Annotated in this window: 22 protein-coding genes; 15 read left to right on the top strand and 7 right to left on the bottom strand. The window is 62.5% G+C overall.

Annotated features, from left to right (window positions below; translation table 11 throughout):
- Nucleotides 1-14: 14 nt before the first annotated feature.
- From ACFOYU_RS10490 to ACFOYU_RS10480, 3 genes are all read right to left on the bottom strand, one after another.
- Nucleotides 15-884 carry a hemerythrin domain-containing protein gene (locus ACFOYU_RS10490; RefSeq protein WP_377033475.1) on the bottom strand — a complete coding sequence of 290 codons (870 nt, stop codon included), beginning with the start codon at nucleotides 882-884 and terminating at the stop codon, nucleotides 15-17.
- Between the two features lie 111 nt (nucleotides 885-995).
- On the bottom strand, nucleotides 996-1,610 hold the full coding sequence (locus ACFOYU_RS10485; protein WP_377033493.1) for a DUF938 domain-containing protein: 615 nt from the start codon (nucleotides 1,608-1,610) through the stop codon (nucleotides 996-998).
- 125 nt (nucleotides 1,611-1,735) lie between these two features.
- Nucleotides 1,736-3,175 carry a glycosyl transferase family protein gene (locus ACFOYU_RS10480; RefSeq protein ID WP_377033474.1) on the bottom strand — a complete coding sequence of 480 codons (1,440 nt, stop codon included), beginning with the start codon at nucleotides 3,173-3,175 and terminating at the stop codon, nucleotides 1,736-1,738.
- Nucleotides 3,176-3,508: 333 nt separating this feature from the next.
- Here ACFOYU_RS10480 and ACFOYU_RS10475 point away from each other — a divergent pair, with 333 nt between their 5' ends.
- The 10 genes from ACFOYU_RS10475 (at nucleotide 3,509) to ACFOYU_RS10430 (ending at nucleotide 14,500) form a co-directional block, all read left to right on the top strand.
- Nucleotides 3,509-5,596, top strand: coding sequence for a TonB-dependent receptor domain-containing protein (locus ACFOYU_RS10475; RefSeq protein WP_377033473.1), 2,088 nt, complete (start codon nucleotides 3,509-3,511; stop codon nucleotides 5,594-5,596).
- 57 nt (nucleotides 5,597-5,653) lie between these two features.
- The gene (locus tag ACFOYU_RS10470; RefSeq protein ID WP_377033472.1) at nucleotides 5,654-6,415 is read left to right on the top strand and encodes a siderophore-interacting protein; all 762 of its coding nucleotides are present in this window, start codon (nucleotides 5,654-5,656) and stop codon (nucleotides 6,413-6,415) included.
- Nucleotides 6,416-6,463: 48 nt separating this feature from the next.
- Nucleotides 6,464-7,396, top strand: coding sequence for a siderophore ABC transporter substrate-binding protein (locus tag ACFOYU_RS10465; protein ID WP_377033492.1), 933 nt, complete (start codon nucleotides 6,464-6,466; stop codon nucleotides 7,394-7,396).
- A gap of 111 nt (nucleotides 7,397-7,507) precedes the next feature.
- Nucleotides 7,508-8,470, top strand: coding sequence for an ABC transporter permease (locus ACFOYU_RS10460; RefSeq protein WP_377033491.1), 963 nt, complete (start codon nucleotides 7,508-7,510; stop codon nucleotides 8,468-8,470).
- On the top strand, nucleotides 8,463-9,422 hold the full coding sequence (locus ACFOYU_RS10455) for an iron chelate uptake ABC transporter family permease subunit (protein ID WP_377033471.1): 960 nt from the start codon (nucleotides 8,463-8,465) through the stop codon (nucleotides 9,420-9,422). Before ACFOYU_RS10460 ends, ACFOYU_RS10455 begins: the two co-directional genes overlap by 8 nt.
- The gene (locus ACFOYU_RS10450; RefSeq protein ID WP_226742212.1) at nucleotides 9,419-10,177 is read left to right on the top strand and encodes an ABC transporter ATP-binding protein; all 759 of its coding nucleotides are present in this window, start codon (nucleotides 9,419-9,421) and stop codon (nucleotides 10,175-10,177) included. Before ACFOYU_RS10455 ends, ACFOYU_RS10450 begins: the two co-directional genes overlap by 4 nt.
- 422 nt (nucleotides 10,178-10,599) lie before the next feature.
- Nucleotides 10,600-12,093: a hypothetical protein gene (locus ACFOYU_RS10445; RefSeq protein WP_377033470.1), complete on the top strand. Its 1,494-nt coding sequence runs from the start codon at nucleotides 10,600-10,602 to the stop codon at nucleotides 12,091-12,093.
- 81 nt (nucleotides 12,094-12,174) lie between these two features.
- Nucleotides 12,175-12,732, top strand: a complete 558-nt coding sequence (locus tag ACFOYU_RS10440) for a metallophosphoesterase family protein (RefSeq protein WP_377033469.1) — start codon at nucleotides 12,175-12,177, stop codon at nucleotides 12,730-12,732.
- A 296-nt stretch (nucleotides 12,733-13,028) separates the two neighbouring features.
- Nucleotides 13,029-13,541: a hypothetical protein gene (locus ACFOYU_RS10435; protein ID WP_377033468.1), complete on the top strand. Its 513-nt coding sequence runs from the start codon at nucleotides 13,029-13,031 to the stop codon at nucleotides 13,539-13,541.
- Complete coding sequence (locus tag ACFOYU_RS10430) at nucleotides 13,538-14,500, top strand: Kiwa anti-phage protein KwaB-like domain-containing protein (protein WP_377033467.1); 963 nt, start codon at nucleotides 13,538-13,540, stop codon at nucleotides 14,498-14,500. Before ACFOYU_RS10435 ends, ACFOYU_RS10430 begins: the two co-directional genes overlap by 4 nt.
- 56 nt (nucleotides 14,501-14,556) lie before the next feature.
- On the opposite strand, the gene ACFOYU_RS10425 is transcribed toward ACFOYU_RS10430, so the two are convergent.
- Nucleotides 14,557-15,372: a hypothetical protein gene (locus ACFOYU_RS10425; protein ID WP_377033466.1), complete on the bottom strand. Its 816-nt coding sequence runs from the start codon at nucleotides 15,370-15,372 to the stop codon at nucleotides 14,557-14,559.
- A gap of 715 nt (nucleotides 15,373-16,087) precedes the next feature.
- Here ACFOYU_RS10425 and ACFOYU_RS10420 point away from each other — a divergent pair.
- From ACFOYU_RS10420 to ACFOYU_RS10405, 4 genes are all read left to right on the top strand, one after another.
- The gene (locus ACFOYU_RS10420; RefSeq protein ID WP_377033465.1) at nucleotides 16,088-16,360 is read left to right on the top strand and encodes a hypothetical protein; all 273 of its coding nucleotides are present in this window, start codon (nucleotides 16,088-16,090) and stop codon (nucleotides 16,358-16,360) included.
- Between the two features lie 723 nt (nucleotides 16,361-17,083).
- On the top strand, nucleotides 17,084-17,788 hold the full coding sequence (locus tag ACFOYU_RS10415; protein ID WP_377033464.1) for a MarR family winged helix-turn-helix transcriptional regulator: 705 nt from the start codon (nucleotides 17,084-17,086) through the stop codon (nucleotides 17,786-17,788).
- A 608-nt stretch (nucleotides 17,789-18,396) separates the two neighbouring features.
- Nucleotides 18,397-18,912, top strand: a complete 516-nt coding sequence (locus tag ACFOYU_RS10410; protein WP_377033463.1) for a hypothetical protein — start codon at nucleotides 18,397-18,399, stop codon at nucleotides 18,910-18,912.
- Nucleotides 18,913-19,201: 289 nt separating this feature from the next.
- Complete coding sequence (locus ACFOYU_RS10405; protein ID WP_377033462.1) at nucleotides 19,202-19,741, top strand: hypothetical protein; 540 nt, start codon at nucleotides 19,202-19,204, stop codon at nucleotides 19,739-19,741.
- 64 nt (nucleotides 19,742-19,805) lie between these two features.
- Here the strand turns inward: ACFOYU_RS10405 and ACFOYU_RS10400 are convergent, their stop codons facing one another.
- Both ACFOYU_RS10400 and ACFOYU_RS10395 read right to left on the bottom strand, forming a co-directional pair.
- Nucleotides 19,806-20,072: a hypothetical protein gene (locus tag ACFOYU_RS10400; protein WP_377033461.1), complete on the bottom strand. Its 267-nt coding sequence runs from the start codon at nucleotides 20,070-20,072 to the stop codon at nucleotides 19,806-19,808.
- 149 nt (nucleotides 20,073-20,221) lie between these two features.
- Nucleotides 20,222-20,674 carry a hypothetical protein gene (locus ACFOYU_RS10395; RefSeq protein WP_377033460.1) on the bottom strand — a complete coding sequence of 151 codons (453 nt, stop codon included), beginning with the start codon at nucleotides 20,672-20,674 and terminating at the stop codon, nucleotides 20,222-20,224.
- A gap of 239 nt (nucleotides 20,675-20,913) precedes the next feature.
- Here ACFOYU_RS10395 and ACFOYU_RS10390 point away from each other — a divergent pair, with 239 nt between their 5' ends.
- Complete coding sequence (locus ACFOYU_RS10390; protein ID WP_377033459.1) at nucleotides 20,914-22,524, top strand: Fic family protein; 1,611 nt, start codon at nucleotides 20,914-20,916, stop codon at nucleotides 22,522-22,524.
- Between the two features lie 206 nt (nucleotides 22,525-22,730).
- Here ACFOYU_RS10390 and ACFOYU_RS10385 read toward each other — a convergent pair whose 3' ends face one another.
- A complete protein-coding gene (locus ACFOYU_RS10385) occupies nucleotides 22,731-23,942 on the bottom strand; it encodes a hypothetical protein (protein ID WP_377033458.1) in 1,212 nt (403 codons plus the stop codon).
- Nucleotides 23,943-24,037: the final 95 nt, after the last annotated feature.

Genomic DNA, 24,037 nt, shown 5'->3' with positions numbered 1-24,037 from the left:
GAAGATCGGTTCGGTCACCCTTGCGCCTTCTCCCGCCCGCGCGTGGTGATTGCCACCACCCGCTCGCGTGCCGGTCCCTGCTGCCTGATGGAACGCACGAGCCCTTGCCGCTCGAGGCCGGCGACGACGGCAAAAGTCGTCCCGATGGGGATGCTCAGGCGGGACGAGACATCATGGACCGGCGTCCGGGTTCGCTCGGCAACATCCTGCAGAACATCAGGGCCGTATCTCCGCGTGAGTCTGTCGCCTTGACCGAAGAGATTCGAGAACCTGTTCAACAGCGGGACCCTGGCTCCAAGCCGCCGTGCCAGATCCGGTGCGCCGATGGCGCCGAACGAGCCTCTGCGCCATGCTGCGAAAACGAGCGCCCCCGCAGCCGCCCCGGCCATCGCTCCCAGGAGAATGCCGGACGAGGGCGAAGCCCAGCCGTAATACCCACCGCGCAACGCTTCGGCCTTCTCCTCTATGAACTCATGGCGGATATCGTGAACCTGCTCGTCATGCAGGAGTTCGCGCGCGGCGGGAAAAAGTTCATGCTCCTCACGATGGAAGTGCTCCTCGATCAGGGCAGCCAAATCCCGGAATCTCATGGTCCAGTCACGGCTGCCCTTGTCGTGAACGCGGGCGAGCTCACCGAGCCGCCTCTCGATTTCCTCGTGCTCGTGCTCAAGCTCGGCGATGAGGTGTTCCGTACGGTCGTGGTCCTCGAGCGCATCGTAGAGACTTTCCTCTTCCGCCTCCATGTGCCGCCGGAGTTCGTCATGCAACTCGCTAAACAGCCGGTCCCGGCTCCTGACGCCGCCGTCCGGCAGGGCACGGGGGATCTCCCCACATAATTCTGCAATGTTGGCATGGTCGTTCGTGATCAGATGCCAGAGATCCATAACGTCGCTCCCGTGGTGAAAGTCCGTTACCAACGGAAGCTGGGCACGAGCGGTTCCAGCCTGAACGGTGCGGAACCGGGCTGGCCCGGGATTGTTGCGGGACGCGGGCTCCTATCGGCGAAAGATGAGGCTAAGATTGTTGGCAGGCATAGAAATGCGCTCGGCGAGCACCAGCCCGTGGGCTCGGGCGAGCTCCGTCACCTCTTCGAGGTCGCGAACGCCCCATTCCGGATTTCGGCGTTTGAGGTCGCTGTCGAAAGCTTCGTTGCTTGGAGCGGAATGGGCGCCGTTCTCCTTGTAGGCACCGTAGAGATACAGCACACCGCCTGGGGTCAGCACGCGCCCTGCCCCGGCCATCAGCCCCTGCGTCGCCCGCCAGGGCGAGATGTGGACCATATTGATCGCCACGAGGGCGTCCACCCGCTCCACGGTCCATTCCGGCGACGAGGCATCGAGCGTCAGTGGAGCAAGAAGATTGGGCAGCCCGGAAGCGGCCCGATGGGCCGCGATACTGCTCAGGGCCTGCTCCTCACAATCGCTTGGCTGCCATTTCAGGTGCGGCAGCGCCGCAGCGAAATAGACGGCATGCTCACCCGTCCCGCTGGCAATCTCCAGAACGGTTCCGGCCCGAGGAAGAATCCGACGCAGGACAGCGAGGATCGGATCGCGGTTTCGTGTCACCGACGGCGCGGTCAGGCCCCTGTCCGAGTTCTGAGACTCTGTCATTGCCATCGATGAACTCCTTACGGGCACCTGGAGCGGCTCGAGCCGTGATGCCGGACGGAGATGTCGGCACATGACCGGACCTCCTGGAGTTGACACGGTAGGATGACTGTTCTCGTCAGACAACCTCATCCGAGTTGGGACAGCGCCGGCAGGAGGTCCGTTCTCCGCGCTTTCCAGAGATTTCGTGCCGTTGTTCGGCACTCCTCGAGGCGATCTTCATTCCCACCGCTCAGAGTAAGGAGCGCGGTACTTGCAGTGGCATTGATGATTTCCGTGGCGCGCTCATCCGGCACCGCTCCCGTCCAGACGCCGCGCCAGTAATCGAGGCTTGTCATCCCCGTAAGCGGATATGGCATCGGTTCCGGCATAGCGGGCACGAAGAGGTTCTCCGCTCGTCCATCGACCAAGCGAAGAAGTGTACTTGAGCGGAATGGCGTCGCCTCGGCAGCGTCGCGGCTTCCTGCCAAGACGGTCAGGTTTCTGCATCCGAGGAGCCTGCCCGCATCGCAGTGCAGTTCGCGATAGGCCGGGCGCACCACGCCCATCATGATCGAAGGCGCGTCAAACGGATTGAGCAGCGGCATCAGGGAATTGACCGGCGAGCGCGTCTCGAACAGCCCATACAGCATGTGCAGCCGATGGAGTTGGGACGACATCCCCGCGACGGGCAGGTACGCTATACCGTGCTCGGAGATGGCAGAGGCCGCAGATGCGATGTTCGTGCAAACCGGGATACCGATCGCTTTCGCAGCGGACGTGAACTTGCCTCTCGTACCGCTGCCGCCATCCAGCCCGTGCAGGAGAATTTTGTGGCCCGCCTGTGCCAAAAGCAACGCTGCCTGCAGGAACCAGGGCATTCTGCGGGATTTCGGAGAGATATAGGCAGGCCAGTCGAGATCGATGGGAAGGGTCGCCTCCGCATCTGGGTCCTTGATGTGGGTGCGGGCTGCTCGAACGAAGCCGGCAAGCTCGGCGGCGGTCTCTCCTCTGAAATTGATAACGGAAAGAAGTGCCCCGATCTGGATCGGATCCGCTCCACCTCCGAGAATGGTAGAGAACGCATCCTCCGCCTCGCCCGTGGTGAGAGGGCGGCTGTTCCCGATCCCTGCGCCCACCGTTGCGATGTACGTGGCCAGCCGTTTCTGGGCATCCTCCGCTTTTCCGAGAGTCGCGAGCTTGAGCGCGAAGGCCTCCGGGAAAGGTTCGCCCTCGAGTAAGATGCTCCGTCGTGCGGCCAATGGGGCGGCTTCGATGACGGGCGTTCCCGACCAAGCCGTGGGATCGAGCGTGATGCCGTCGGACGCCCTCCTTTGCGGCCGCGCGAGCGCCTCCGCCTCTGCCGCCAGGGCACGCAGTCTTTGGCGCATGGATTCCGCAAAAGGTGTCGGGATCAGGCGCCGGGCCGAGCGCGTGAAGATCGGATCGTCATAGATCTCCCGGATCTGCCCGAGGAGCCTGCTCATCGCCGGAACGCTCATCTCGAGCCGCTCGGCGGCACGGCTGACGCTTCCTTCCATGAGCAGCGCATCCAGCGCCAGGAGGAGCCGGAGGCGCCCGAGTTTCAAACCAGGTTCATGTGGCGGCGAAGTCAAAATTGCTACGTTTCAAAAGCCGGTTCGCGACGACCGGGCAGTCCTTTGCCAATATCGGTGTACACCGCCTATTCCCCATTCCGAGAAGTCTTTCAAGCCGCGGCAAGTATTTTAGAGCTATTATAAATTGCGTTTTCCTGAACTCAGAATGACTCTCAAACATATCCGTTGACCCTGTTCTTCAGCAGTAACTAGTAGCTGCCATCACTTGGACTTCTGATGGGTTTGGGGCAAATGGCGAGACTTTGCGTTTCTGTTCGGCGGGATATGGGCATTGGACGTACACGGAGAGCGAAAACGAGCCGGATGCTCGGGTTCCTCGCTTGCACCAGCCTGTCGGCGGCGCTGCTCGTCAGCTCGGGCGCGATTGCCCAAACGGTGGATGGCAGCCCGGTCGCCACTGACGGAGATGTGATAGCGCTGGATCAAATCGTCGTCACCGCCGCAGGTTTCGAGCAGAGCGTCAAGGATGCCCCGGCGAGCATTTCGGTCATCACCCGCGAAGAGCTCGAGAAGGGCTCCTTCCGCGACCTGACGGACGCCTTGAGGGAGGTCCAGGGCGTCGCCGTGACGGGGGTCGCCAACGAGAAAGACATCTTCATTCGCGGCCTCCCCGGAACCTACACCCTGATCCTTGTCGACGGAAAGCGTCAGAACACCCGCGACGCTCGCACAAACGGCAGCTCGGGTTTCGAGCAGAGCTTCATCCCTCCCGTCGCCGCCATCGAGCGTATCGAAGTTGTGCGCGGTCCGATGTCGTCCCTCTACGGCTCCGATGCCATGGGAGGCGTGATCAATATCATCACGCGCAAGGTATCCGACACTTGGCGCGGGACGGTCACCACGGACGGCACGCTCCAGCAGCACGATTATTTTGGGAATTCAGCTCAAGGCTCCTTCTACACGAGCGGTCCGCTGATCCACCGGATGCTGGGACTCCAGCTCTGGGGCCGTGGCTATGGCCGCGGCGAGGACGACATCCTGAGCGGCATCACCGGGGCACGCGAGGGCAACATCGCAGGGCGCCTGACGTTCACGCCCAACGAGAACCATGACCTGATGCTGGAAAGCGGCTTCACCCGCATCCGCCGGTCCGCCTCGAAATGGCGCACGCTCGAGCCAACCGGCAACGACACCTACAATGACAACGACCGGAAGTACTGGTCGCTGACCCATGAGGGCCGGTGGGGACCCACGACCTCGAACTTCTCCATCATGCAGGAATGGGCTGAGCGGCGAGCCTATGCGGAGAGTCCACGAACCTTTCTCTTCGAGAAGAACCGGCGTTCGCCCGAGATTAGGAATACGGTCGTCGACGGCAAATTCACGACTCCCTACAGCCTGTTTGGGACGCATACCCTGGTGACCGGAGGTCAGTGGTTCAATGCTATGCTCACGGACCAGAATCCCGGTCGCCGAACCGGCATTGACGAGAAGTTCGAGATCAACCAGTGGGCCCTCTTCGCAGAGGATGAATGGCGCCTCACCGACACATTCACGATCACGAACGGCCTGCGCATGGATCACCACGAGATCTATGGTTCTCACTACAGCCCGCGCAGCTACGGCGTTTGGCACGCAACCGAGAACTTGACCGTGAAGGGCGGTGTATCCACGGGCTTTCGCGCCCCTGAAATCCGCCAGATTGCGCCAGGTTATGCCTACACGACCGGCGGCGGCGGCTGCTCGTACGGTCCCAACGGAACCTGCGGCGTCATCATTGCCAACGAGAACCTACGGGCGGAAACGAGCACGAGCTACGAAATCGGCGCCGTGTGGGACAACCTCGACGGGTTCACGGCCAGTGCGACGTATTTCTATACGGACTTCAAGAACAAGATCAGCAATGCGCTGGTGCTGGACGATGCCGGAAACCCGGTACGCTGGTCGGAGGACCCGAACTACCGGCTCTGGTACAGCTACAACATCGACGATGCGGTCATCCAGGGCGTCGAACTGGCTGCCACATGGCGCGCGACCGATACGATCTCGTTCCGCGGCAGCTACACGTTTACGGATTCCGAGCAGAAGACCGGCGACTACGCCGGCTTCCCACTCGCCCGCACTCCCAAGCACATGGCCAATGCGCGCCTGGATTGGATCACCCCCGTCTCCGGCCTGGCGACGTGGGCCGCGGTGAATTATCACGGCTCCGAGATCGTGGGTGGCGCTCGGATCGGGACCAACGGCACGCCGGTGGTCATCAACGGCGTCTCCGGCCGCAAGTACGACGCGTACGCCACGATGGATGTCGGCCTGTCCTACGACTTTACGGAACGGCTGACCCTGAATGCCGCCGTCTACAACGTCTTCGACAAAGAGATCGAACCCACCGATTACAACACGGTCGTCGAGGGACGTCGCCTTTGGGTGAGCATGTCGGCGAATTTTTGATCCGCCTCCCCCTCACCTCCCGGTTCCGAATGCCGGTCGCAGCAGGCAAGGATAAGCATGACATACGACAGCAAGCCAGATCTTCACGAGCCGCCGCGCCGGCGCCCCCAGCTGCGGAGCTGGACATTCCAGGTTGTCGCCGGTTTCGACGTGCCGCCCAACATGCGCCGCGTCGTTCTGACGGCGGAGGATATCGATGAATTCGCCTACGAGCCGGGACAGGCCATCGTCATGATGGTCCCCCTGCCGGAGGGAGGAACGGGACGCAGGGACTACACGATCCGCAACATGGACCGTTCGGCAGGGACGATCAGCGTCGATTTCGTGCTCCACGGCGACACGCCGGCTCCCACCTGGGCGAAACAGGCGAAGCCCGGCGATACGATCGAGGTGAAAGGTCCACGCGGCGGCACCACGCTGCGCCCGGACGCGGATTGGCACCTCCTGACCGGAGACGAAACCTGCATCCCGGCCATCGCCCACATTCTTGAGACCATGCCGGAGGGCGCCAAGGCATTCGTCTACATCGAAGTTGGCGACAGGAACGGCGAGGTTGCCTTGAAAACGCAAGCCGATGCGACCGTCACCTGGGTGCATCGCAATGGCGCACCCGCCGGCCCAAGCGAGCTCATGAACGAGGTGGTACAGAGCTTCCCTCTGCCCCCGGGCAAAGGTCACGCCTACATCATCGGCGAGACGAGCAATGTCCGACGCCAGCGGCATACCCTCATCGCGCGGGGGCTCACCCGCGACCAGATCTCATCAGAAGGCTACTGGCGCCCTGGGCGCATCGGCGGCCATGACCATGTCGACGACTGACCCCTCTCACGCCGGCGACTGAACACATTCCTGGAGAGCACCATCATGATGAATTTCGCTGCCCGCCTTCCCCACTCCCTTGCCGCCATTCTTGCCGGCGTGCTCGCGTTCGGCGCCCTGCCCGCGAGCGTTCACGCGCAGGATCTCAAGGTCCAGCACGCAAAAGGCGAGGCGACGGTCCCGCTGAAGCCCAAGAAGGTTCTCGCATTCGATCTCGCGTCCCTCGACACGCTGAATGCGCTCGGCGTCGAGGTTGCCGGTGTGCCCACGGCACGCTTTCCGGAGTACCTCGCGAAGTACGGGTCGGACAAGTACGAGAAGGTTGGAACCCTGTTCGAGCCGGACTACGAAGCCGTCAATGCCGCCGAGCCGGACCTGATTATCGTCGGAGGCCGTTCCAGCGCGAAATACGAGGATCTGGCGAAGATTGCCCTGACGATCGATATGACGGTCGACCCCAAGGACTATGTTGGAAGCGTCAAGCGCAACGTTCAGCTGCTCGGCAGGATCTTCGACAAGCAGGCTGAGGCGAATGCACAATTCGCGAGGTTCGAAGAGTCTGTGGCCGCCCTCCGGCAGGAGGCGTCAAAAGCCGGCAAGGGTCTTCTCGTTCTCACGACCGGCGGCAAGATGAGCGCCTATGGGCCGGGCTCACGGTTCGGGCTGCTGCATAGCGACTTCGGGATCGTCCCAGCCGTCGAGGGACTTGCCACCACGAGCCACGGCCAAGCCGTAAATGCGGAGTTCATTCTCAAGACGAACCCCGACTGGCTCTTCGTGATCGATCGGGACGCGGCTACGGGCCAGGGCGACGGCGCCGCCAGGAAGGTGCTGGACAACGAACTCGTCGCACAAACCACGGCCTGGAAGAACAATCAGGTCGTCTACCTCGACCCTGTCAACTGGTACCTCATCGGCGGTGGACTGACGGCCATGCAGGCCAGCGTGGACCAGATCGCAAAAGCGCTCGCCAAGAAATAAGCTTGAACAGGCTTGCCCGTCAGGGCATTGCGAATCGCGGATCACCTGCGGGTGATCCGTTTTGCCGTTTAATCCCGATTGGACGCGCCCCGCCGGCGCTCCCGAATGCCCGTGAAACACCTTCTTCTCGCAGCAATCACAATTACCGTTCTGGCGTTGATCAGCCTCCTGATCGGCGCCGGCGATCTGTCGCTGGCTGCGCTCCTTTCGCCCCAGGAGGGGCAGTATGCCGCTCAAATCCTCCTGATCTCCCGGATCCCCCGCACGCTCGCCCTCATCCTGGCCGGAACAGCCATGGCGGTTGCCGGGACAATCATGCAGATGCTGACCCGCAACCGGTTCGTGGAGCCCTCCACCGCAGGAACCGTCGAGTCCGCGAGTCTCGGTCTCCTCATCGTCACGCTGTTTGCTCCAGAAGCTTCGGTCATCGTCAAGATGCTGGTCGCCGCGGGCTTCGCTCTGGCAGGAACCGCCTTGTTCCTGCGCATCCTGAGGCTCGTGCCTCTCCGCTCCGTGCTGACCGTGCCGCTGGTCGGCATCATGCTGGGTGGCATCATCGGCGCAATTGCCAATTTCATCGCCTACCGGTTCGATCTGCTGCAATCCCTGAACGCCTGGACGACCGGAGACTTCTCAGGCGTTCTGCGCGGCCGTTACGAGCTGCTTTGGATCGCCTTTGCCCTCACCCTTCTGGCCTATCTCGCCGCCGACAGGCTCACCCTCGCCGGCATGGGGCGCGACTTCGCCACCAATCTCGGTCTGCGCTACCGGAGCGTCGTATCATTCGGCCTCGTCATCGTTGCGATGGTGACGGCCACCATCGTGGTCACCGTCGGCATGCTGCCGTTTCTCGGTCTGGTCGTCCCGAACGTGGTCAGCCTTCTGATGGGTGACAACATGCGCCGCTCCCTGCCATGGATCGCCATGCTGGGAGCCGGTCTCGTCCTGGTGTGCGACATCGTCGGGCGCGTGGTGTACTACCCCTACGAAATTCCCATCGGGACAATCATGGGAATTGTCGGTAGCGCCCTGTTCCTGCTCCTCCTGCTCAAGGGGCGCGAACGTCTTGCGTGAGAACAGAGCGCCGATCCGTGTTCTCCTGATCCTGGCTGCCGTCGCAGCGGGTGTCATCGTGCTTTTCATGACGCTGAACGCCAGGGGGCGCTGGGACTTCATTCTGCCCTTCCGCGGTACGAAAGTTCTATCCATGGTCCTGGTGGCCCATGCCATCGCGGTCTCGACCGTCCTGTTTCAGACGGTGAGCCACAACCGGATCCTGACGCCCTCGATCATGGGTTTCGACGCGCTCTACATCCTCATCCAGACGGGGCTGATCTTCACCATCGGATCCGCCCGCTTGACAATGCTGGATCCGCGCCTCCTGTTTGCCTTCGAAGTGGCCGCAATGATGGCATTCTCCAGCGCGCTCTATCGCTGGCTGTTCTCCGGCGGGAGCCGCAGTCTCCATCTGCTCGTTCTGGTGGGCATCGTCTTCGGCGTGCTGTTTCGCAGCCTTTCGAGCTTCATGCAGCGGATCATCGATCCGAACGAATTCGTCCTGCTGCAGGATCGCCTGTTTGCGAGCTTCAACAGCGTCGAGAGCGATCTCCTTGCCGTCGCCACAGGCGTGATCCTGATCGTGTCGATCATCGGGTGGCGGCTCATGGGTGTTTACGACGTGCTGGCCCTCGGCCGGGAGACATCCATCAATCTCGGCGTCAACCACAACCGGGCGGTCACCACCGTCCTCATACTGGTGTCGGTTCTCGTCTCGGTGTCCACCGCCCTGGTGGGGCCGGTGACCTTCTTCGGGCTGCTTGTCGCAAACCTCGCTTATCAGCTGGCCGGAACGCACAAGCACCGCTTCGTGCTGCCCGTCGCAGTGCTGTTGGCCATTGCCTGTCTCGTCGGGGGCCAGCTCATCCTCGAACGGGTTTTCGCTTTCGATACGGCTCTGAGCATCGTCATCGAGTTCGTGGGCGGGATCGTCTTCCTCGCCCTGCTGATCAGAGGAACTGCCCGTTGATCGAAATTTCCAACATTCGCAAGGCCTATGCCGATACCATCGTCGTGCGCGATGTGTCGCTGCAGATCCCGCGTCGTGGCATCACGTCCATCATCGGGTCCAACGGCGCCGGCAAATCCACGCTCCTGTCGATGATCAGCCGCCTTACGCCCATGACGGCCGGAACGGTGACGGTCGACGGGCTCGACGTCACCAAGACGCCGTCTGACGTCCTGGCGAAGCGTCTGTCCATCCTCAGGCAGGACTACCGGATCGGTTCGCGGCTGACCGTCAGGGATCTGGTCGAATTCGGCCGGTATCCGTATTCGAAGGGCCGTCTCACGGCGGAGGACCGCAGTCAGGCGGACAAGGCAATCGGATTCCTTGGTCTCGAGGCGCTCGCCGACCGTTTTCTCGACGAATTGTCAGGCGGGCAGCGGCAGCGCGCCTACGTGGCCATGGTGCTCTGCCAGGATACGGACTATGTCCTCTTCGACGAGCCGCTGAACAACCTCGACATGAGGCACGCCGTCGGCATGATGAAGCTGCTGCGGCAGGCCGCCGACAATCTCGAGAAGACGATCGTGCTCGTCCTCCACGATATCAACTTCGCCTCCTGCTACTCTGACTACATCGTTGCCATGCGCGACGGTGTCCTCATCCGACATGGTTCTCCGGATGAGATCATGACACGCGAGGCAATCCGTGAAGTCTACGATATGGACGTGGACATCCGCGATATCGATGGGCGGAGAATTGCGGTTTACTACACCTGATCCGGATCGCCCCCATCGGGGCTTGCTCCATCGCCTGATCCGGATGCGCGCAACGGTCAGGCTGGCGAACCTCGCCCGCCGACCCACGATTCGGAATTTGGGAAGATCAACCGCCGGCCGCGCCTGTTTCCTGCGCTTCGATCCGGCCCGCCCGGGAAGCAGGATCAGCACCTGCAGCGGCTAAGTTGTCGAAGAAAATGGTGGGTGATGTAGGGCTCGAACCTACGACCCGCTGATTAAGAGTCAGCTGCATTGGCCCGAAACCCTTATTTTCCAACGAACCGGACCGGTACTGAACCGAGGTTTACTTCCCTTATCCTACAAGGATTTTGACCGTCGATCTTCACAAAGCTGGACGGTGATTCGGGTTCTGGTGATTATGGGCTCCCCGCCCCAATCCGCCCCAGTTTTCCGGTCCATCCATGCCCGTCGACATCAAGCTCACCACCCTGCAGAAGGCCCGCAAGGACCAGGCCGCCGGCAAGGTCCTCGACATCACCGACAGCCGCGCCCGCGGCCTCGTGCTGCGCGTCAAGCGCCGATCAATCCAGTGGACCTGGAAGGCGGAGCGGGACGGCAGGACCTTCCGCCTGGTGCTCGGCGACTGCGACCCGGACCAGCAGGACGGGACCCTCCTGTCCATCGCCGAGGCCCGTGACCTGGCCGAGAAGGCCACCACGGATTTCCGGGCGGGCCGCGGCGTGCCGAAGGCCGACTGGCTGGAGATCGAGCTGGAGAGGCTCGGCAAGATCGTCCCGCTCGTGAAGGCCTCCCCCGGCGGCACGTTCGTGGTCCCGGCACAGAAGCCGATGACAACGCGGGAGGCCTTCGCCTGGTCGTACGAGGCGGCGGTGCGCGCGTACCTGCGGCACGTGGAGGCGACCTCCCGTCCGGCGACCCTAGCCGACTACCGCAAGACGTTGACCTGCCCCGCCCTGCGCCCGCTCATGCGCGAGCAGGTCCGCTCGATCAGGGTCGACCGGATCCAGGAGGTCCTCAATAAGCTCGCGCTGGACGGCAAGCAGTCCCAGGCCGAGGCCATCTTCCGCAAGGTCCGGACGTTCTGGGCCTGGCTGGCGCGGCCGGCGATCCGCGATAAGTCGATGGTCGCGAAGGACGCCCTGGACGACCTGCACAAGCCGGAGCGCCGTCGGCGCCGGGACGGCGAGGCCCCGCGCCAGGTGAAGTACTTCCCGCCCATGGAGGAGATCGGCCTGATCCTGGCCATCGCCCGGAGCGGCGCCCTGGATCCCGTCTACGCCGCGGCCTCGACGCTCCTCCTGGCGACCGGGCAGCGCAACCACGCCGTCGTGTCTGCCAGGCAGCGCGAGTTCGAACACTGGGACGAGCAGCCCGGCTGGGGCGTGTGGCGCGTGCCGCCGCTGCATCGCAAGGGCGCAGCGAGAGAGGACGAGGAAGGCGACATCCCGCACGCCATCCCCCTGCCCCCGGCGGTCTGGGAGGCGGTCATGGGGCAGATGGAGCGGGCCGGCGAGAGCGAGTGGCTGTTCCCGGCCCTGCGCCCCCGGAGGGAGGGGATGCCATCGGACCATCTGTCCGAGAGCGCCCTCACCCACCTGTGGGGCGTGCTGCCCGGCGTGAAGGCCTCCCCGCACGACGTGCGCCGGGCGCTGAGGACGCACGGGCGCAAGATCCTCAAGATCAGGCCCATCGATCTTTCATTGATCTTGGATCACTCTGAAGGCCGGATGCACATCGTGACCGAGCGCCATTACTCGGATGACGATATGCTCGACGTGAAGCAGCCGATCATCACCGAGTGGTGGGCCCTGGTCGAGAGGCACGCCAAGACCGAGGCCGTGATGGTCCGGGACGGAGAAGAGGTCGCGGCACGCATCAAGCGGGCCCGGGCGGAGAAGAGGCGGGCCCGGGAAGCCGGGCGAGCGGCCGCGTAGGCCAGGGATAACCTAAGCCTCTGATTGCAGCTGCGATTCGCCCGTGGCATGATGGGGATTCCGCTCAGAAAGGGGGGCCCCATGGCCACGTGGTTTACGGCAGATTCGCATTTCGGCCATGCCGGGATCCTCGGCCCGAACATGCACTGCCGCCGGGGCGATCACTTCAGGACGGTCCAGGAGCATGACGCCGCCCTGGTCGAGCGCTGGAACGCGGTCGTCGCGCCCGAGGACGAGATCTTCCACCTGGGCGACTTCGCCCACAAGACAAGCCCGGAATACGCCAGGTCGGTGTTCCGCAAGCTCAACGGCCGCAAGCACCTGATCAAGGGAAACCACGAGAAGATCGGCTCCCAGCTCGACTGGCTCTCGAAGCACGATTTCCTCGAAGACACCGTCGACGGCAAGCATGTAGTAATGTTTCATTATGGCATGCGGGTGTGGCCCAGGATGCGCCGGGGATCCCTGCATCTCTACGGCCACTCGCACGGGTCCTTACCCGGCTGCTCGCAATCCCTGGACGTAGGCGTCGACGCCTGGGACTTCCGGCCTGTGTCCCTGGCCGAGATCATGGCCCGCATGGCACCCCTGCCGCCGGCCTATCCGGAGGGCCGGGACGACGAGGACGAGGCCGCGTAATCGAATCTTCAACTGCGGGCGCTGCGATAATGGAATTGCAACGCCCGTAATCATTTTGCAGCGTAAGCATCCTGAGACATCCCGCCTCTGGATATGTGATCTGAGACGCCCGTAAGCGTTTGGAGACGCTATTCTAAAGATTACCCGAGGAACGGGCGGCTTTACCGAGGTGGCACCCGTCGATGGTAAGAAAGCCCTCCGCCTTGCAATTGACTATGGCATAAATTAGAACAAATAGAGAACAAATCCCAGGCTACATATGGCCTCCCGCCTCTCTGGCATGCCAAGGTTTGCACATGGCCAACGCGCTCACCCGTATCATCCTTTTCCTGAGCTCCTACATCCCTCTGTGGGTGATCTTTGCAATCATGACACTGCGGGAGCGCCCTTACCTCGGGGCGTTTTTTATCGTACTGGCCGTCGCAAGCCTCCTTGGAACCCTTCTGTACATGCGCCTTGTCCAGCAGCTGCAAGGCATCGGGATGCAAATCGGGATCATCCGGCGCAAAGACAGCGACACAATGAGTTACATCGCTAGCTATGTTATCCCGTTTGCTGCCACGGCCTTCAGTGATGTCGAGCAGGTGGCCTCGCTGGCCATCTTCCTAGGTGTTCTGTGCGTGGTTTATGTGAATACGGGCATGATCCACATAAATCCCGTTCTTTCCATATTGGGTTACAACCTTTACGAGATCGAGGATCAAAACGGGAATTCATACTTCCTGATGTCGAAGCGCAGGCTACGGAGGGGTGACGATGTCACTGCCATCGACGTCGCCGAAAGCATCTTTGTGGAGAAGAAGAGTTGACATACCAGGCGCTTAGGATCGCCCTCACTGCATGCCGTACCATTGATGCCACCAATTCTTCTGTCACAGTCTGCCTCGCATCAAAGACAGGAAAGGATCGCCCGCCGAGCCTGCACCGGCTGCAGATGACAGACGAGCTGGCCGAGGGCTTCCGGACTCTGGCGGTCGATACCCTGCGTAAGCTGGACGCCGACCTGGGAAAAGGGGACGTCACCTTGGAGTCCTATAATCCCGGAGATCCCCAGGTGAGCCATGAGGTCGAGGTCCACGTCCCCGATCCTGGATCGACACCGCACGTGGTCGTCCAAGCCTTGAATGACCTTCCGCAGCTTCCGGTCTTCGACGGAGCGCCGAAGACGATCAGTAATCTGAAATTCCATGTCATCGCCATCCAGCGCACGGCCGGATCGGACATCTACCTCTTCCGCAAGTATTCAAAGACGAAGGAGCTGGGGCGGTCGAAAGGATTGATCGCGTGGTTCCAGGACAACACCTTCAATCAGATCACAGAACCGGTTTTCATTTTCGACAATCAGATCGATGCCGCGTGGATCGACGGGCACATGGTGATCTTCAAGAAGGACAATTACCATGTCCTGTTCCAGTACTTCAGCGAAGTCCTGCAGCATGCGCAGACCACGCTAGACACGATCAAAGCGGCCATCCCTATCGAAAACGTCGCCCAGTTCGAACAGGACTGCAAAGGCAACGCCCTGATACTCATGAAGCTTCGAAGTATCGCAGGCCGAAGCTATCTCCCGACGTTGACGCTCGCGACACTCGAAGCCGTCATCACGGCACGAAACCTCCCCGTCTCTGTCACGGGCACGGGGAGCGCACGGAAGATCGTCTATGACCCGCAGCACAAATGGAAGTTCCTCCGCTTGTTAGATGACGGATTTCTCAGTTCGGGATCAACGGGACTGCATTACGAAGTCACAGGCAAACGAGCCCTGTGACCGCGAGTTCGCCGCGGCTCTGCGTGGCTGTTCTTTCTGCTTGATCGGTCCTTCCGTTAGATGAGGTCGCCCAACGCCGCCGCGTCGTCTTCCGACATGGCCTCGGCCTCCGCGCGCTGGGCCCTGCGGCGATGCTCGCCCCGGAAGTACGCCGGTGTGACTTCGCGGGCGATTGCCCGTTTCCAGAACTGTTGCTTCTCCTTCGGCCAGGCGTGATGAAGTTCGAGCAGCGCGCCGTATGCCGCGTGGACGGCTAGCGGCGGCGTGAACCAGGGCTTCAGGAACTCCGCGAACCTGTCGTCGAGCGCGGCCTCCGGGTCGTAGCGGAGGATCTCGTCAATGTCCGACTTGAGCTCCGGCGCGATCTTCGCCGCGTACTTGCGGGCGGCGGTCTCCGCGCGCTTGCGGCCGGTCGCCAGCCTGCGGTCCATGGACGCCTGCTCACCGTCGGGAAGGCCGCGGATCTGGCGGGCCCTGCCATTGTGTACGTCCCATCGCAGCTCGCGGTCGACCAAGCGCCAGGCGCGCCCGCCGGACTTGTCGAGGACCTCCTCCAGCAGGCCGAGGCGCAGGCCCCAGCCGACGAGGTTGCCGGCACGCTCGAAGCTGAACGCCGTCGGCTGCTCACGCTTGTGGTTGCGCGTCGCCGCGAGCATATCGAGATAGCGCTCGACCACGTCAGTGATGCCGACGGTCTGGAGTTCCCCGAACAACGAGATGAGATCGCGGTTGACGTAGTGCTCCCAGCGCGGGCCGCCACGGAAGGAGCACGCCTGGATGGCGTTCTCCAGGACCTCAGGCCCGGGCTTCTGGGAGAGGTGTCTGTAGTCGCGCTGCTCGTGCAAGCGTTTGCGCCCGCCTACCATGCTCATGCCTTTCCTCCCTCGGCTTGCGCTTGTGCGTTCAGATGCCGCTTCATCGCGCGAACGTGGCGGGCGCCTTCTCCCTCACCACGGTATGTCTTTGTCCACGGGATCCGCTGGCGGAGGCCTGCCCTCCTGAGCTGGGGGCGGAGCTGGCGACGCGGGAGGATCAGGGCGCCAGCTCCTCGATCCAATGCCTGGTGCGCCGGGGCGGCCCATATGGCCGTTGCCTCGCCGCGTTGGCCCCTGGGGAGCTGGCGCGGGAGCCGCAGCCGCGCGAAGGGGCCTCTTCAGGTGAGCGAGACCTCCACTCTGCCTCACCCCCCTGGCCCGGCACCGGCGGACGCGTGGCATCCTGTTGGGTAGGCTGCTGCGGCGGGCAAGCTGACAGGGGAACGGGAGCAACAACTGCTGCGGCGACGCCGGCGGGAGCGGCGGCAAGCGCGACAGCAGTTCTTCCAGGTCCAGCGTGTCCGGGCAGCGTGTTTCCATTGGCAGGGCTCCTTGAAGCTGGGCGTGGTGGCGGAGGCGGCAGACGGCGCGGGATTGGTCTGGAAGCTAGAGCAGGTTCAGGCAGTGAGGGCTCGCAATACTCTTCGAGGAGCCTGGCGCTCCCCTCGGGGTCTGGCACCAGTGAGAACGGGTCTGGCGGCTCCGGAGCATCGACTGGCAGCGGTGGCGTCGGCTCCCCGTTCATGACCGCCTCTGCACTCAGGCGGGCGTAGTGAACGGCTTCAGCGATGAGCGCGAGGCGCAAGGCATAAGCATTGATCGCGTGAGACGTCTCGGTCTGCTGCTGTTCGAGGACGCGCCGGACGCTGTTAAGCGCGCCTGCCTCTCCGGAGGAGATATCCTCTCGGGACCGCCAAGCCAGATGATCGCGAGCCTCCTTGAAAGCATGTTCAACCGCAGCGACGGCGGCCTCCACGCCCTGCCCCACGATTTCGTTGACGCACTCACTCGGCATAGTCGGGTTCCTTACAGGCTTCTCCACTGATACAGCACAGAAGTTACCGTACATGGTCCTTGTTCATCGACAGTTGAACAGCGAATACTCGAAAAATTCGATTCGCCACATGATTATACAAATCAAACGATTCGTATCAATCTGTAAACTCAAGTTTTTTCATGTCCACTATTATGATGATACTCTGAGCTTTCTATCATCATGATCTCATCAAAAATTCATCATCTATCCATCATGGGCACAGACTAAGCCTTACATCGCGCGACCCAGATAAAAGTCCGTCTATGTTTGGAAGGGGATAGCCCTGAAGGCCTTGGCCGACGCCAACTTCGTGTTGGACCGCTTGTATCGGAGGCCACAAACCCGCTTTTTTACGGCCCAGTCTGTCAGGCCGACGAGCACCGAACCGGCCGCCACCGTGAGGCCTATTATGGGCGGCAGGCTCTGAGCATGGCTGCATGAGGCAGTCCGGGCGGCAGCCGCGCGAAATCTCCCCATCGGCCACCATGACGGTGAAGTTGCAGCAACTCTCACCAGACATGGACAAATGATTTTGCGGTTCGTCCATAAAGCCTGAAGGCTCATTCACCTTACCGTTGCCACCCCCTCTCTCATCAAGGGAAGGGAGATCTCCGTCCCTAGTCAGAGATTTCGGTTGGATCTTCACTGATCCCAATGAGCAGGTCTGTGGTCGAAGGTGAGCACTCCGCTCCCTCGTCACGGGTTTAGGTCTGAACATGTTCGAGACCGAACGTGTTTGGCGCCAAACCAATTCTCAACTTTGTTGCTGTATCGTGGCTACAGCAATCCTCAATCGCGGATACAGAGATGCTGCGGCATGCCACATCACTAGAAAGTTCGATCTCAACCTTCATGCATGACCTCAGGGAGGCTGAGAGGCTTGCGTTCGGCGGTGACCTCTCGAAGTGGGCTGGAGCAATCCTGTGGGTCATTGCCAACGAAGGCTCGAAGAATTTGACTGAAATCTCAGATCAACTCGGCGCGTCAAAGGGCACTCTGCACGCGCACGTGCAATCGCTTCTCGCAAAGAGTTACCTTAGTGAGGAACGAGGCAGTCACGGGTCAGTCCTGCTGTCACTTGCTCCTCAGGTCGAAGAGGAGGTTCATGGCAGGGTTAGTTCCGTGCTGACCACACTTGAACGGGTTTTCTCCATCCTCACTGACGAAGAACGAGAGTCGCTCGCTGCAATAATTGAAAGGCTCCATGGTGAAACTCTAAGCGTCCAGGCGGATACCCGGCGAGATGTTGTGAAGAATGCAGATGAGAGCAAGACTGCCCATCACCGTCTGTCGCCTGAAGGAAGAGTCGAACGCAAACAAGTTTGTACACCAAACATGTTCGCGGCCGAACAGGTCGATATCGAGCTTTCGTTAAACAATGGAACTAGGCTGTTTCTACGCCAGCGGGCAGACAAGCGCGAAGGCGAGCCGTCTTAAGAACTTGCGATCTTGACGCAGGGCGCCGCTCCCCCGGAGTGTATCCAGGTGCAGTTCGCGCCACTGATTTAGGCCCTGCTAACTATCGCTGAAGATAGCTTCTCGCAGAAGTTAACAAGTCGCCGGATCGGTTAACCGAGCAGCAACTCCCTCGTTTCCTAGCCTTTCCGATATGACCAAAATCTCCCCATGACACCCACGGGAGGTATCCAGTGACTAAGACGACTACCACAAACCAGATCGCAGCTCGGTCCGAATTGACCAGCGCCCTTGCCGCTGCCACTCCGGCGATGCGCGCAGTCGCGGTCTGCCTAGCCGACACTCCCGGAAGGCTCTCGCCTACCACGGCCAAGCAGGCGATCCGTAAGATGCCGCAAAAGAAGCGGGCAGGCTTTGTGGCTACCAGACAGCTAAACCAAGCTCTCGAACTGGCACAGCGGGTCCGAACGGTCCGCAAGATGCCCCGCCGAACCGGAACTAGGCCCTGGCATGCGTACGCAGATCAGGCAAAAGGAAGAGCCGCTTTGGCAGAGCGCTTGCGAGTTGGGATCCAGCAGCGTCGTGACAACCATGTATTTGAGACGCTCCGCCGAGCTGCAAGGTGGGTAATGAACCACGGCGCTCCTGGTGGCACGGATTGGGACATCGACTACACAGTCGAAGGCGAGACACCTCGTTACGACCTCCAATGCGAGCGGGTCTATGGCGTCTACAAGGGGGCACACAAAGGCCGGGCGGCGAACCTCGATGTTCACACAATTCGCGTAAAGCGACATTGGCTTAGCCAGGTCAAGCGCATCGCGCAGTATGGTGTCGTGGAGGAGTGCCTCATCCTTGATGCCGAGTACCTGGTCGGGGTCGCTGATGACACCCGAGTGATCTACCGAGTGCTTATTGCTCGGAAGGGGCGCGGGTACAGTGCGGCCGTCGAAACCCGGTATGCTTCCTGCTGGCTCTATGGCGTGACGAGACTCCACGCAACCGAGAGAGCAGCTCTTTCCGAAGGCGTACCGGATGAGGTACGTCGCCGCGAGATTGCTGCACGCCAAAAAGAAATCCAGCGAGCGCTCGAAGAGACAAACATTGATGCCCGTGATGCTGAGGCTTTCGCGAGCCTGACGTGAGCACTCTAGGCGGGATGCTTCCCCTCCCGCAGTAATCTACAGCAAGAGCCTGGGTGGCTGCACGGCCCAGTTGTCTAGACCCCTATGCACCCTTCTGAGACGGATGATCCGAGGCAATCAATAGGCCCAAGGTTGCGCCAACCTCGGCTTAGGCCTCGACGAGGTCATGTGACGGAAAGTTAGATCCACCGTGCTCGCTACGATGTCCGAATGACTGAGGCCCTAGTAACTGGCAGGTTGTCGCTTGCTAGCCCATTGCGCACCCTGGTCCTGTGAAAGGAGACACCCAATGCGCAACATCGCAAAGTTCATTACTGCCATCCTCACCGCCTTGGCCACTATGACGTGGCAGCTCGTCGATGGAGCTTGGAAGCTGGTCCGATCTTTGGTGGTTCCGCAGCCCCCACAGGTTACTGAGGAGGAGATCCCCGTCTCGCAGGCTGAAGCCATTGCCGAGGCTTTCACGGAGGCCCACGACAAGGCCAAGGAGCGCAAGCGCGCACATGCAAACTGCACCCACCGCTTTCCCTTAGGCTACGCCTTGGCGATGACTGTACGCGGTTACGAGGAGCATCTCGTTGATGTACCGGATGAAGTCGCTGCATGGGTACTCGCTCTGACGCCTGCCGAGAAGTCGGCTCTGTCCCGGTTCGCTCCCGATCAGATCGAAGCCCACCTCAACACCACCAGGGTCCTCCCCGGCGTGCCGGCCTTTGGGGCGAAGTTCGAACGGGCTATCGCGATGCTCCACCACAACGTCGCCGAGGCTGAGGTCGAGGCGATGGAGCTCGTCGAGCCGATCTATCCTGGCGCCTCCGGCTTCACCTGACCTCCTCTGAAACGACAATCGGCCCGCTCACTGGCGGGCCGTTTCATTTGGGGGATCCCTGGCCTCAGTACTGGCGAACAAGGCGGGCGAGCTGCCCCTCAGCACGGAGGGCGCGAAGACGCATGGCGGAGAGCTCTTCGCGCAAGTCGCCCTCGCGGCGGTGAGACAAGGCCAACTCACGGCCGAGGCGGACCACAGCCTGCGCCGCTTTCTGCTCGGAGAGGCCCTGGAGGACCGCTTCGCGCTGCGCCTGGCGCTCTGCCCGGGTCGTCTCGATAGCCGTGTGAATGGCGCCAGCAACTGCGAACGCGACTGGGGCTGCACCTTGCATGAGGTCCTCCTCGACTGACTTGGCAGGAGGCTGCCACAGGAGATTCACAGCTGCAATCAATTACTTGGGCCAGGGGTAACTTATCCCTGGGCTTTCTGCGCCGACACGTCCGGGGCAACTATCCCGCCTCGCAGATCGGAGATCGGGGATCAGACGTCCTCAGGCTCCATGGGCTGAAGCGCCCATTCCAGATCGTCGAGGAGGGCCTGCATACCCGGTGTCAGGTGCTCTGGATCAGGCTCTAGATAGGCCTCGGGCTCCACGATAGCCTTAGAGACGGGCTTGGCCTCAGAGCGGCTGGGAGCGCCGTTCAGGGGCGCAAGGCGGGCCACCAGAGCGGCATCGCAGGCCCTCTTGTCGAGACCGCGCTCAGACAGCTCCCTACGGGCGAATTTCAAGACCTCGCGGATGCTGACTGCCGCCGTGAGGACGTTCCGCGGCCGGAGGTCTGGGTGCCCCAAGGCGATGCAAACGACGTCCCTCAGGGCGTCGCAGAGGGCTCGGTCGAGCACGCCGGGCGTCGGCGCCCCTGCGGCCTTTAGGGCCTGACGCTCTTGCCGCTTGCGTTCGCGATCCTGACGTTTGCGCTCTGACGACGTCACCGGAGGGCCTCCTGGGATGAACCCTCATCGTCCCCCTGCGGCTGGCAAGGAACAACGCCTATTCCACCGGCTGCCGCGTCCGCAGCTGACAATACGTCTGGGGAGTGCCATACCAGAACCAATGTTTTTCGCTCCGCAGAAAGTGATTGAAACTTCACGACATGAATCAATTGAAATTACGCAACAAAAAGTGATAGAAAATACGCAGCAACAACCAATAGAATACCAGCAGAGATCCCATGCCTTCCCTCAACGAAAAGCTTGCCGCATCGCTTCAGGTCCTCCGGGATCGCAGCCAAGGCGATAGGCGCGTCTTCGGCACCGACGAATTCGGGCGCACCGACCGGGAACGGTTGATCCAGCATGGCTTCCTGCGCGAGGTCATGAAGGGCTGGGTGATGTTGACCCGCCCGGACGAGAGACCCGGGGAGAGCACGTCCTGGTATGCGTCCTTCTGGGAGTTTTGCCGCGCCTATCTTGACGACCGGTTCAAGGCCGGATGGATCCTGGGCGCCGAAACGTCGTTGGCGCTGCTGGCCGGGAACCTCAACGTGCCACGGCAGGTCGTGGTCCAGTCCCCCTCCGCGAGCAACACGGCGGTTTCCCTCCCGCACGGTACCTCCATCTTTGCCTATCGGGCGCCGCTTCCGTCGGTCGACCCGCACGAGGCGCATGGCATGAGGATCTACCCGGCGCCGGAGGCGCTCTGCGCCGCCACGCCGAACGCCTGGGTGGCCCACAGGTCCGACATCATCGCGGTTCTGGGATCGATCAGGAGCGCGGGGCCGCTGCTGCGGCCCCTTCTGGACGGCGGCCACGTCGCCGCGGCGGGCCGGATCGCGGGCGCCTATCGGCTCCTCGGGCGCCCCGCCGTCGCGGACGAGATCGTGCGGACGATGAAGCAGGCTGGGCATCTGGTCCGTGAGGAGGCCAACCCGTTCAAGGGGCCAGTCCCTATGCAGCTTGGCAGTGGCAGGCCCGTGCCCCCTGTCATGACGCGCATCCGGCTGATGTGGGCCGAGATGCGCGATGACGTCATCGCGGCCTTCCCGAGCGAGCCGCGCCTCATCAACGACCGGGATGGATACCTGTCGTCCGTGGATGAGAACTACGTCGCCGACGCGTACCACTCCCTCTCCATCGAGGGCTACCACGTGACCGAGGAGCTGATCGAGCGGGTCCGCCGCGGCGACTACGACCCGGACCGGGTGGACGGCGACCGCCAGCAGAAGGACGCCATGGCCGCGAAGGGCTACTGGCTGGCTTTCCAGGAGGTGCGCGGGGCGGTCGCGCGCGTCCTCGACGGGGAGGATGCGGCCCGGCTGGCCGCCGATGAGCACCAGAACTGGTACCGCGCCCTGTTCCAGCCGTCCGTGGCCGCTGGCCTTCTCAAGCCCGAGAACCTCGCCGGCTACCGCTCCCACCTCGTGTTCCTGCGCGACTCGGGGCACGTGCCGGTGGCCTGGACGTCGGTGCCGGACGCGATGGACGCGTTCTTCGAGTGCCTGGAGGGCGAGGACGACCCCCGCGTACGCGCCCTGCTGGGGCACTACGTGTTCACGTTCATCCATCCCTTTCCCGACGGGAACGGCCGGTGCGGGCGCTTCCTCTTGAACCTCATGCTCGCATCCGGGGGCTATCCCTGGACCATCATCCCCGTGGACCGGCGCGAGGATTACCTGAGCGCGCTGGAGGCCGCGAGCGGCCGGGGCGACATCAAGCCGTTCGCCGGCCTCGTCGCCGACTGCGTGGCCTTGGAGCCACCGCCGCCCCGGCGGCTGCGTCGCGACGAGGCCCAGGCGCCTCGGGCCGATGCCGAGCCGGTCCCACCAGGGCCGCAGGCGCGGTGACGACGACAGCCGGCTCGGGACTGCGCGGGTCCGACCGGCAACATGCGGCCCCGTCCAGCGGCGAACCGCTCATGCCCCTTTGACACGGCTCACCCTGCGCGACGTCCCGGAGCGGAGGTCCGAGCCGCCGCGCGGAGGCGGCTCCGGAGCGGTCTGTCGTTTGCCGGGGTCTCCTGAGGCCTGTCTACGGCAACAGTGAGGCCCCGTCACGGGCGAAGAAGCGCGGCCAGGTCGAAGCGCTCGGAGAAGTAATCCCTGATGACCGTCAGCCGGTCGCCGGAAATCCCGAAATCTAGACGGAACTTCTCGGCCACGCGCTCGGGCGCCGGGTCCAGGATGATGACGCGCGGCATAGAGGAGCGGCGCATCAGCGCCCGCAGGAACAGGTCGTTGCTCTGCAGGTCGGTGCGTGGAAACGAGTAGCCGATCACGACGATGGTGTCGGCCGCGGCGAGACGGTCCTCCGCCTCCCGCCATAGGTCAGCGAAGAGGCCGCCGAACATGCCATAGGTCTTGTGCCGCACCGGCGGGATGATCAGTGGCATCGAGACGAGGCCATCCCGCGGCGCCGTGCCTTCCGGCTTCCACGGCACCTGCATCCGGGTGCGGACGAACACACGGCCCTCCCCTGCGGCCCGTCCAGGCACGTCCAGAAGGTTCGGGGGATAGTAGCCATACGCGAACGGCTCATAGCCGGGCATGTGGCGACCGGCGTAGCACGCATAGGGTTCGGTCGCGGTTTCGAACACATGCAGCGTTCCCGGATCGAGTTCGTGGGTGAGCACGATCCGGCCGGACTCGTCGGGCGTCGGGTAGGCCGTCAGCCAGTTCGTCGACCCATGCAGCTTGATCAGACTTGGGGACTGGCTGCCGGATGGTCTGTCCCCAGCCAGCCGCCAGCCATCGCCGAAGATCCCATGCGGCGTGACACCATAGCCCCAATCGACGCGCCACGAGGTTTCCGTGGCCAGGGCACGGTCCATCAAGGTGTCCCAGTTGAACGTCAGCACCGCGTCGTCCGGACCCAGGAGCCGTGCGATGCCGCGGTGCGGCTCGGAGACGGGACCGTTCTGGATCTCGTTGATCACCGAGGCGAAGAGGAACACGAGCTCGTTGTAGGCCCGGTAGGAATAGTACCAAGCCATCGGATCGCCGGTCCGCATGGCTTCGTCCCGGGCGGCTTCAATCTCCGAGTGCAGGGCCTCGATGTCGAGCCCAGAGCGCAGGTGCTCGCCCGGATCGGGAACCCCTTTTTCCAGAAGGTAGCCGAGCAGCCCCTCCTGCAGAACCCAGGGGTTGGCGCTGATGTCGAGGCGGTCGAAGGTTTGGAAGAAGTCATGCGCAATCGGCATGCGCTGGCCGGTCGGGGAGCCGCCGTAGCTCTTGGATGCGCCCGCTCCGAGCAGGAAGACCTTCATGAATTCCTCGTGACACGCCTGGGGTTGCCGACGGTGTCCGCCAAACCAGGAAGAAACGACGCTGTTCCTATCGACACCGGCCGTCGCGTGTCCAG

The sequence above is a fragment of the Microvirga sp. GCM10011540 genome (assembly GCF_042650665.1).
Lineage (GTDB): Bacteria > Pseudomonadota > Alphaproteobacteria > Rhizobiales > Beijerinckiaceae > Microvirga > Microvirga lenta.
The sequence above is the reverse complement of the archived record's forward strand: the minus strand, read 5'-3'. Positions and strand labels throughout refer to the sequence as shown.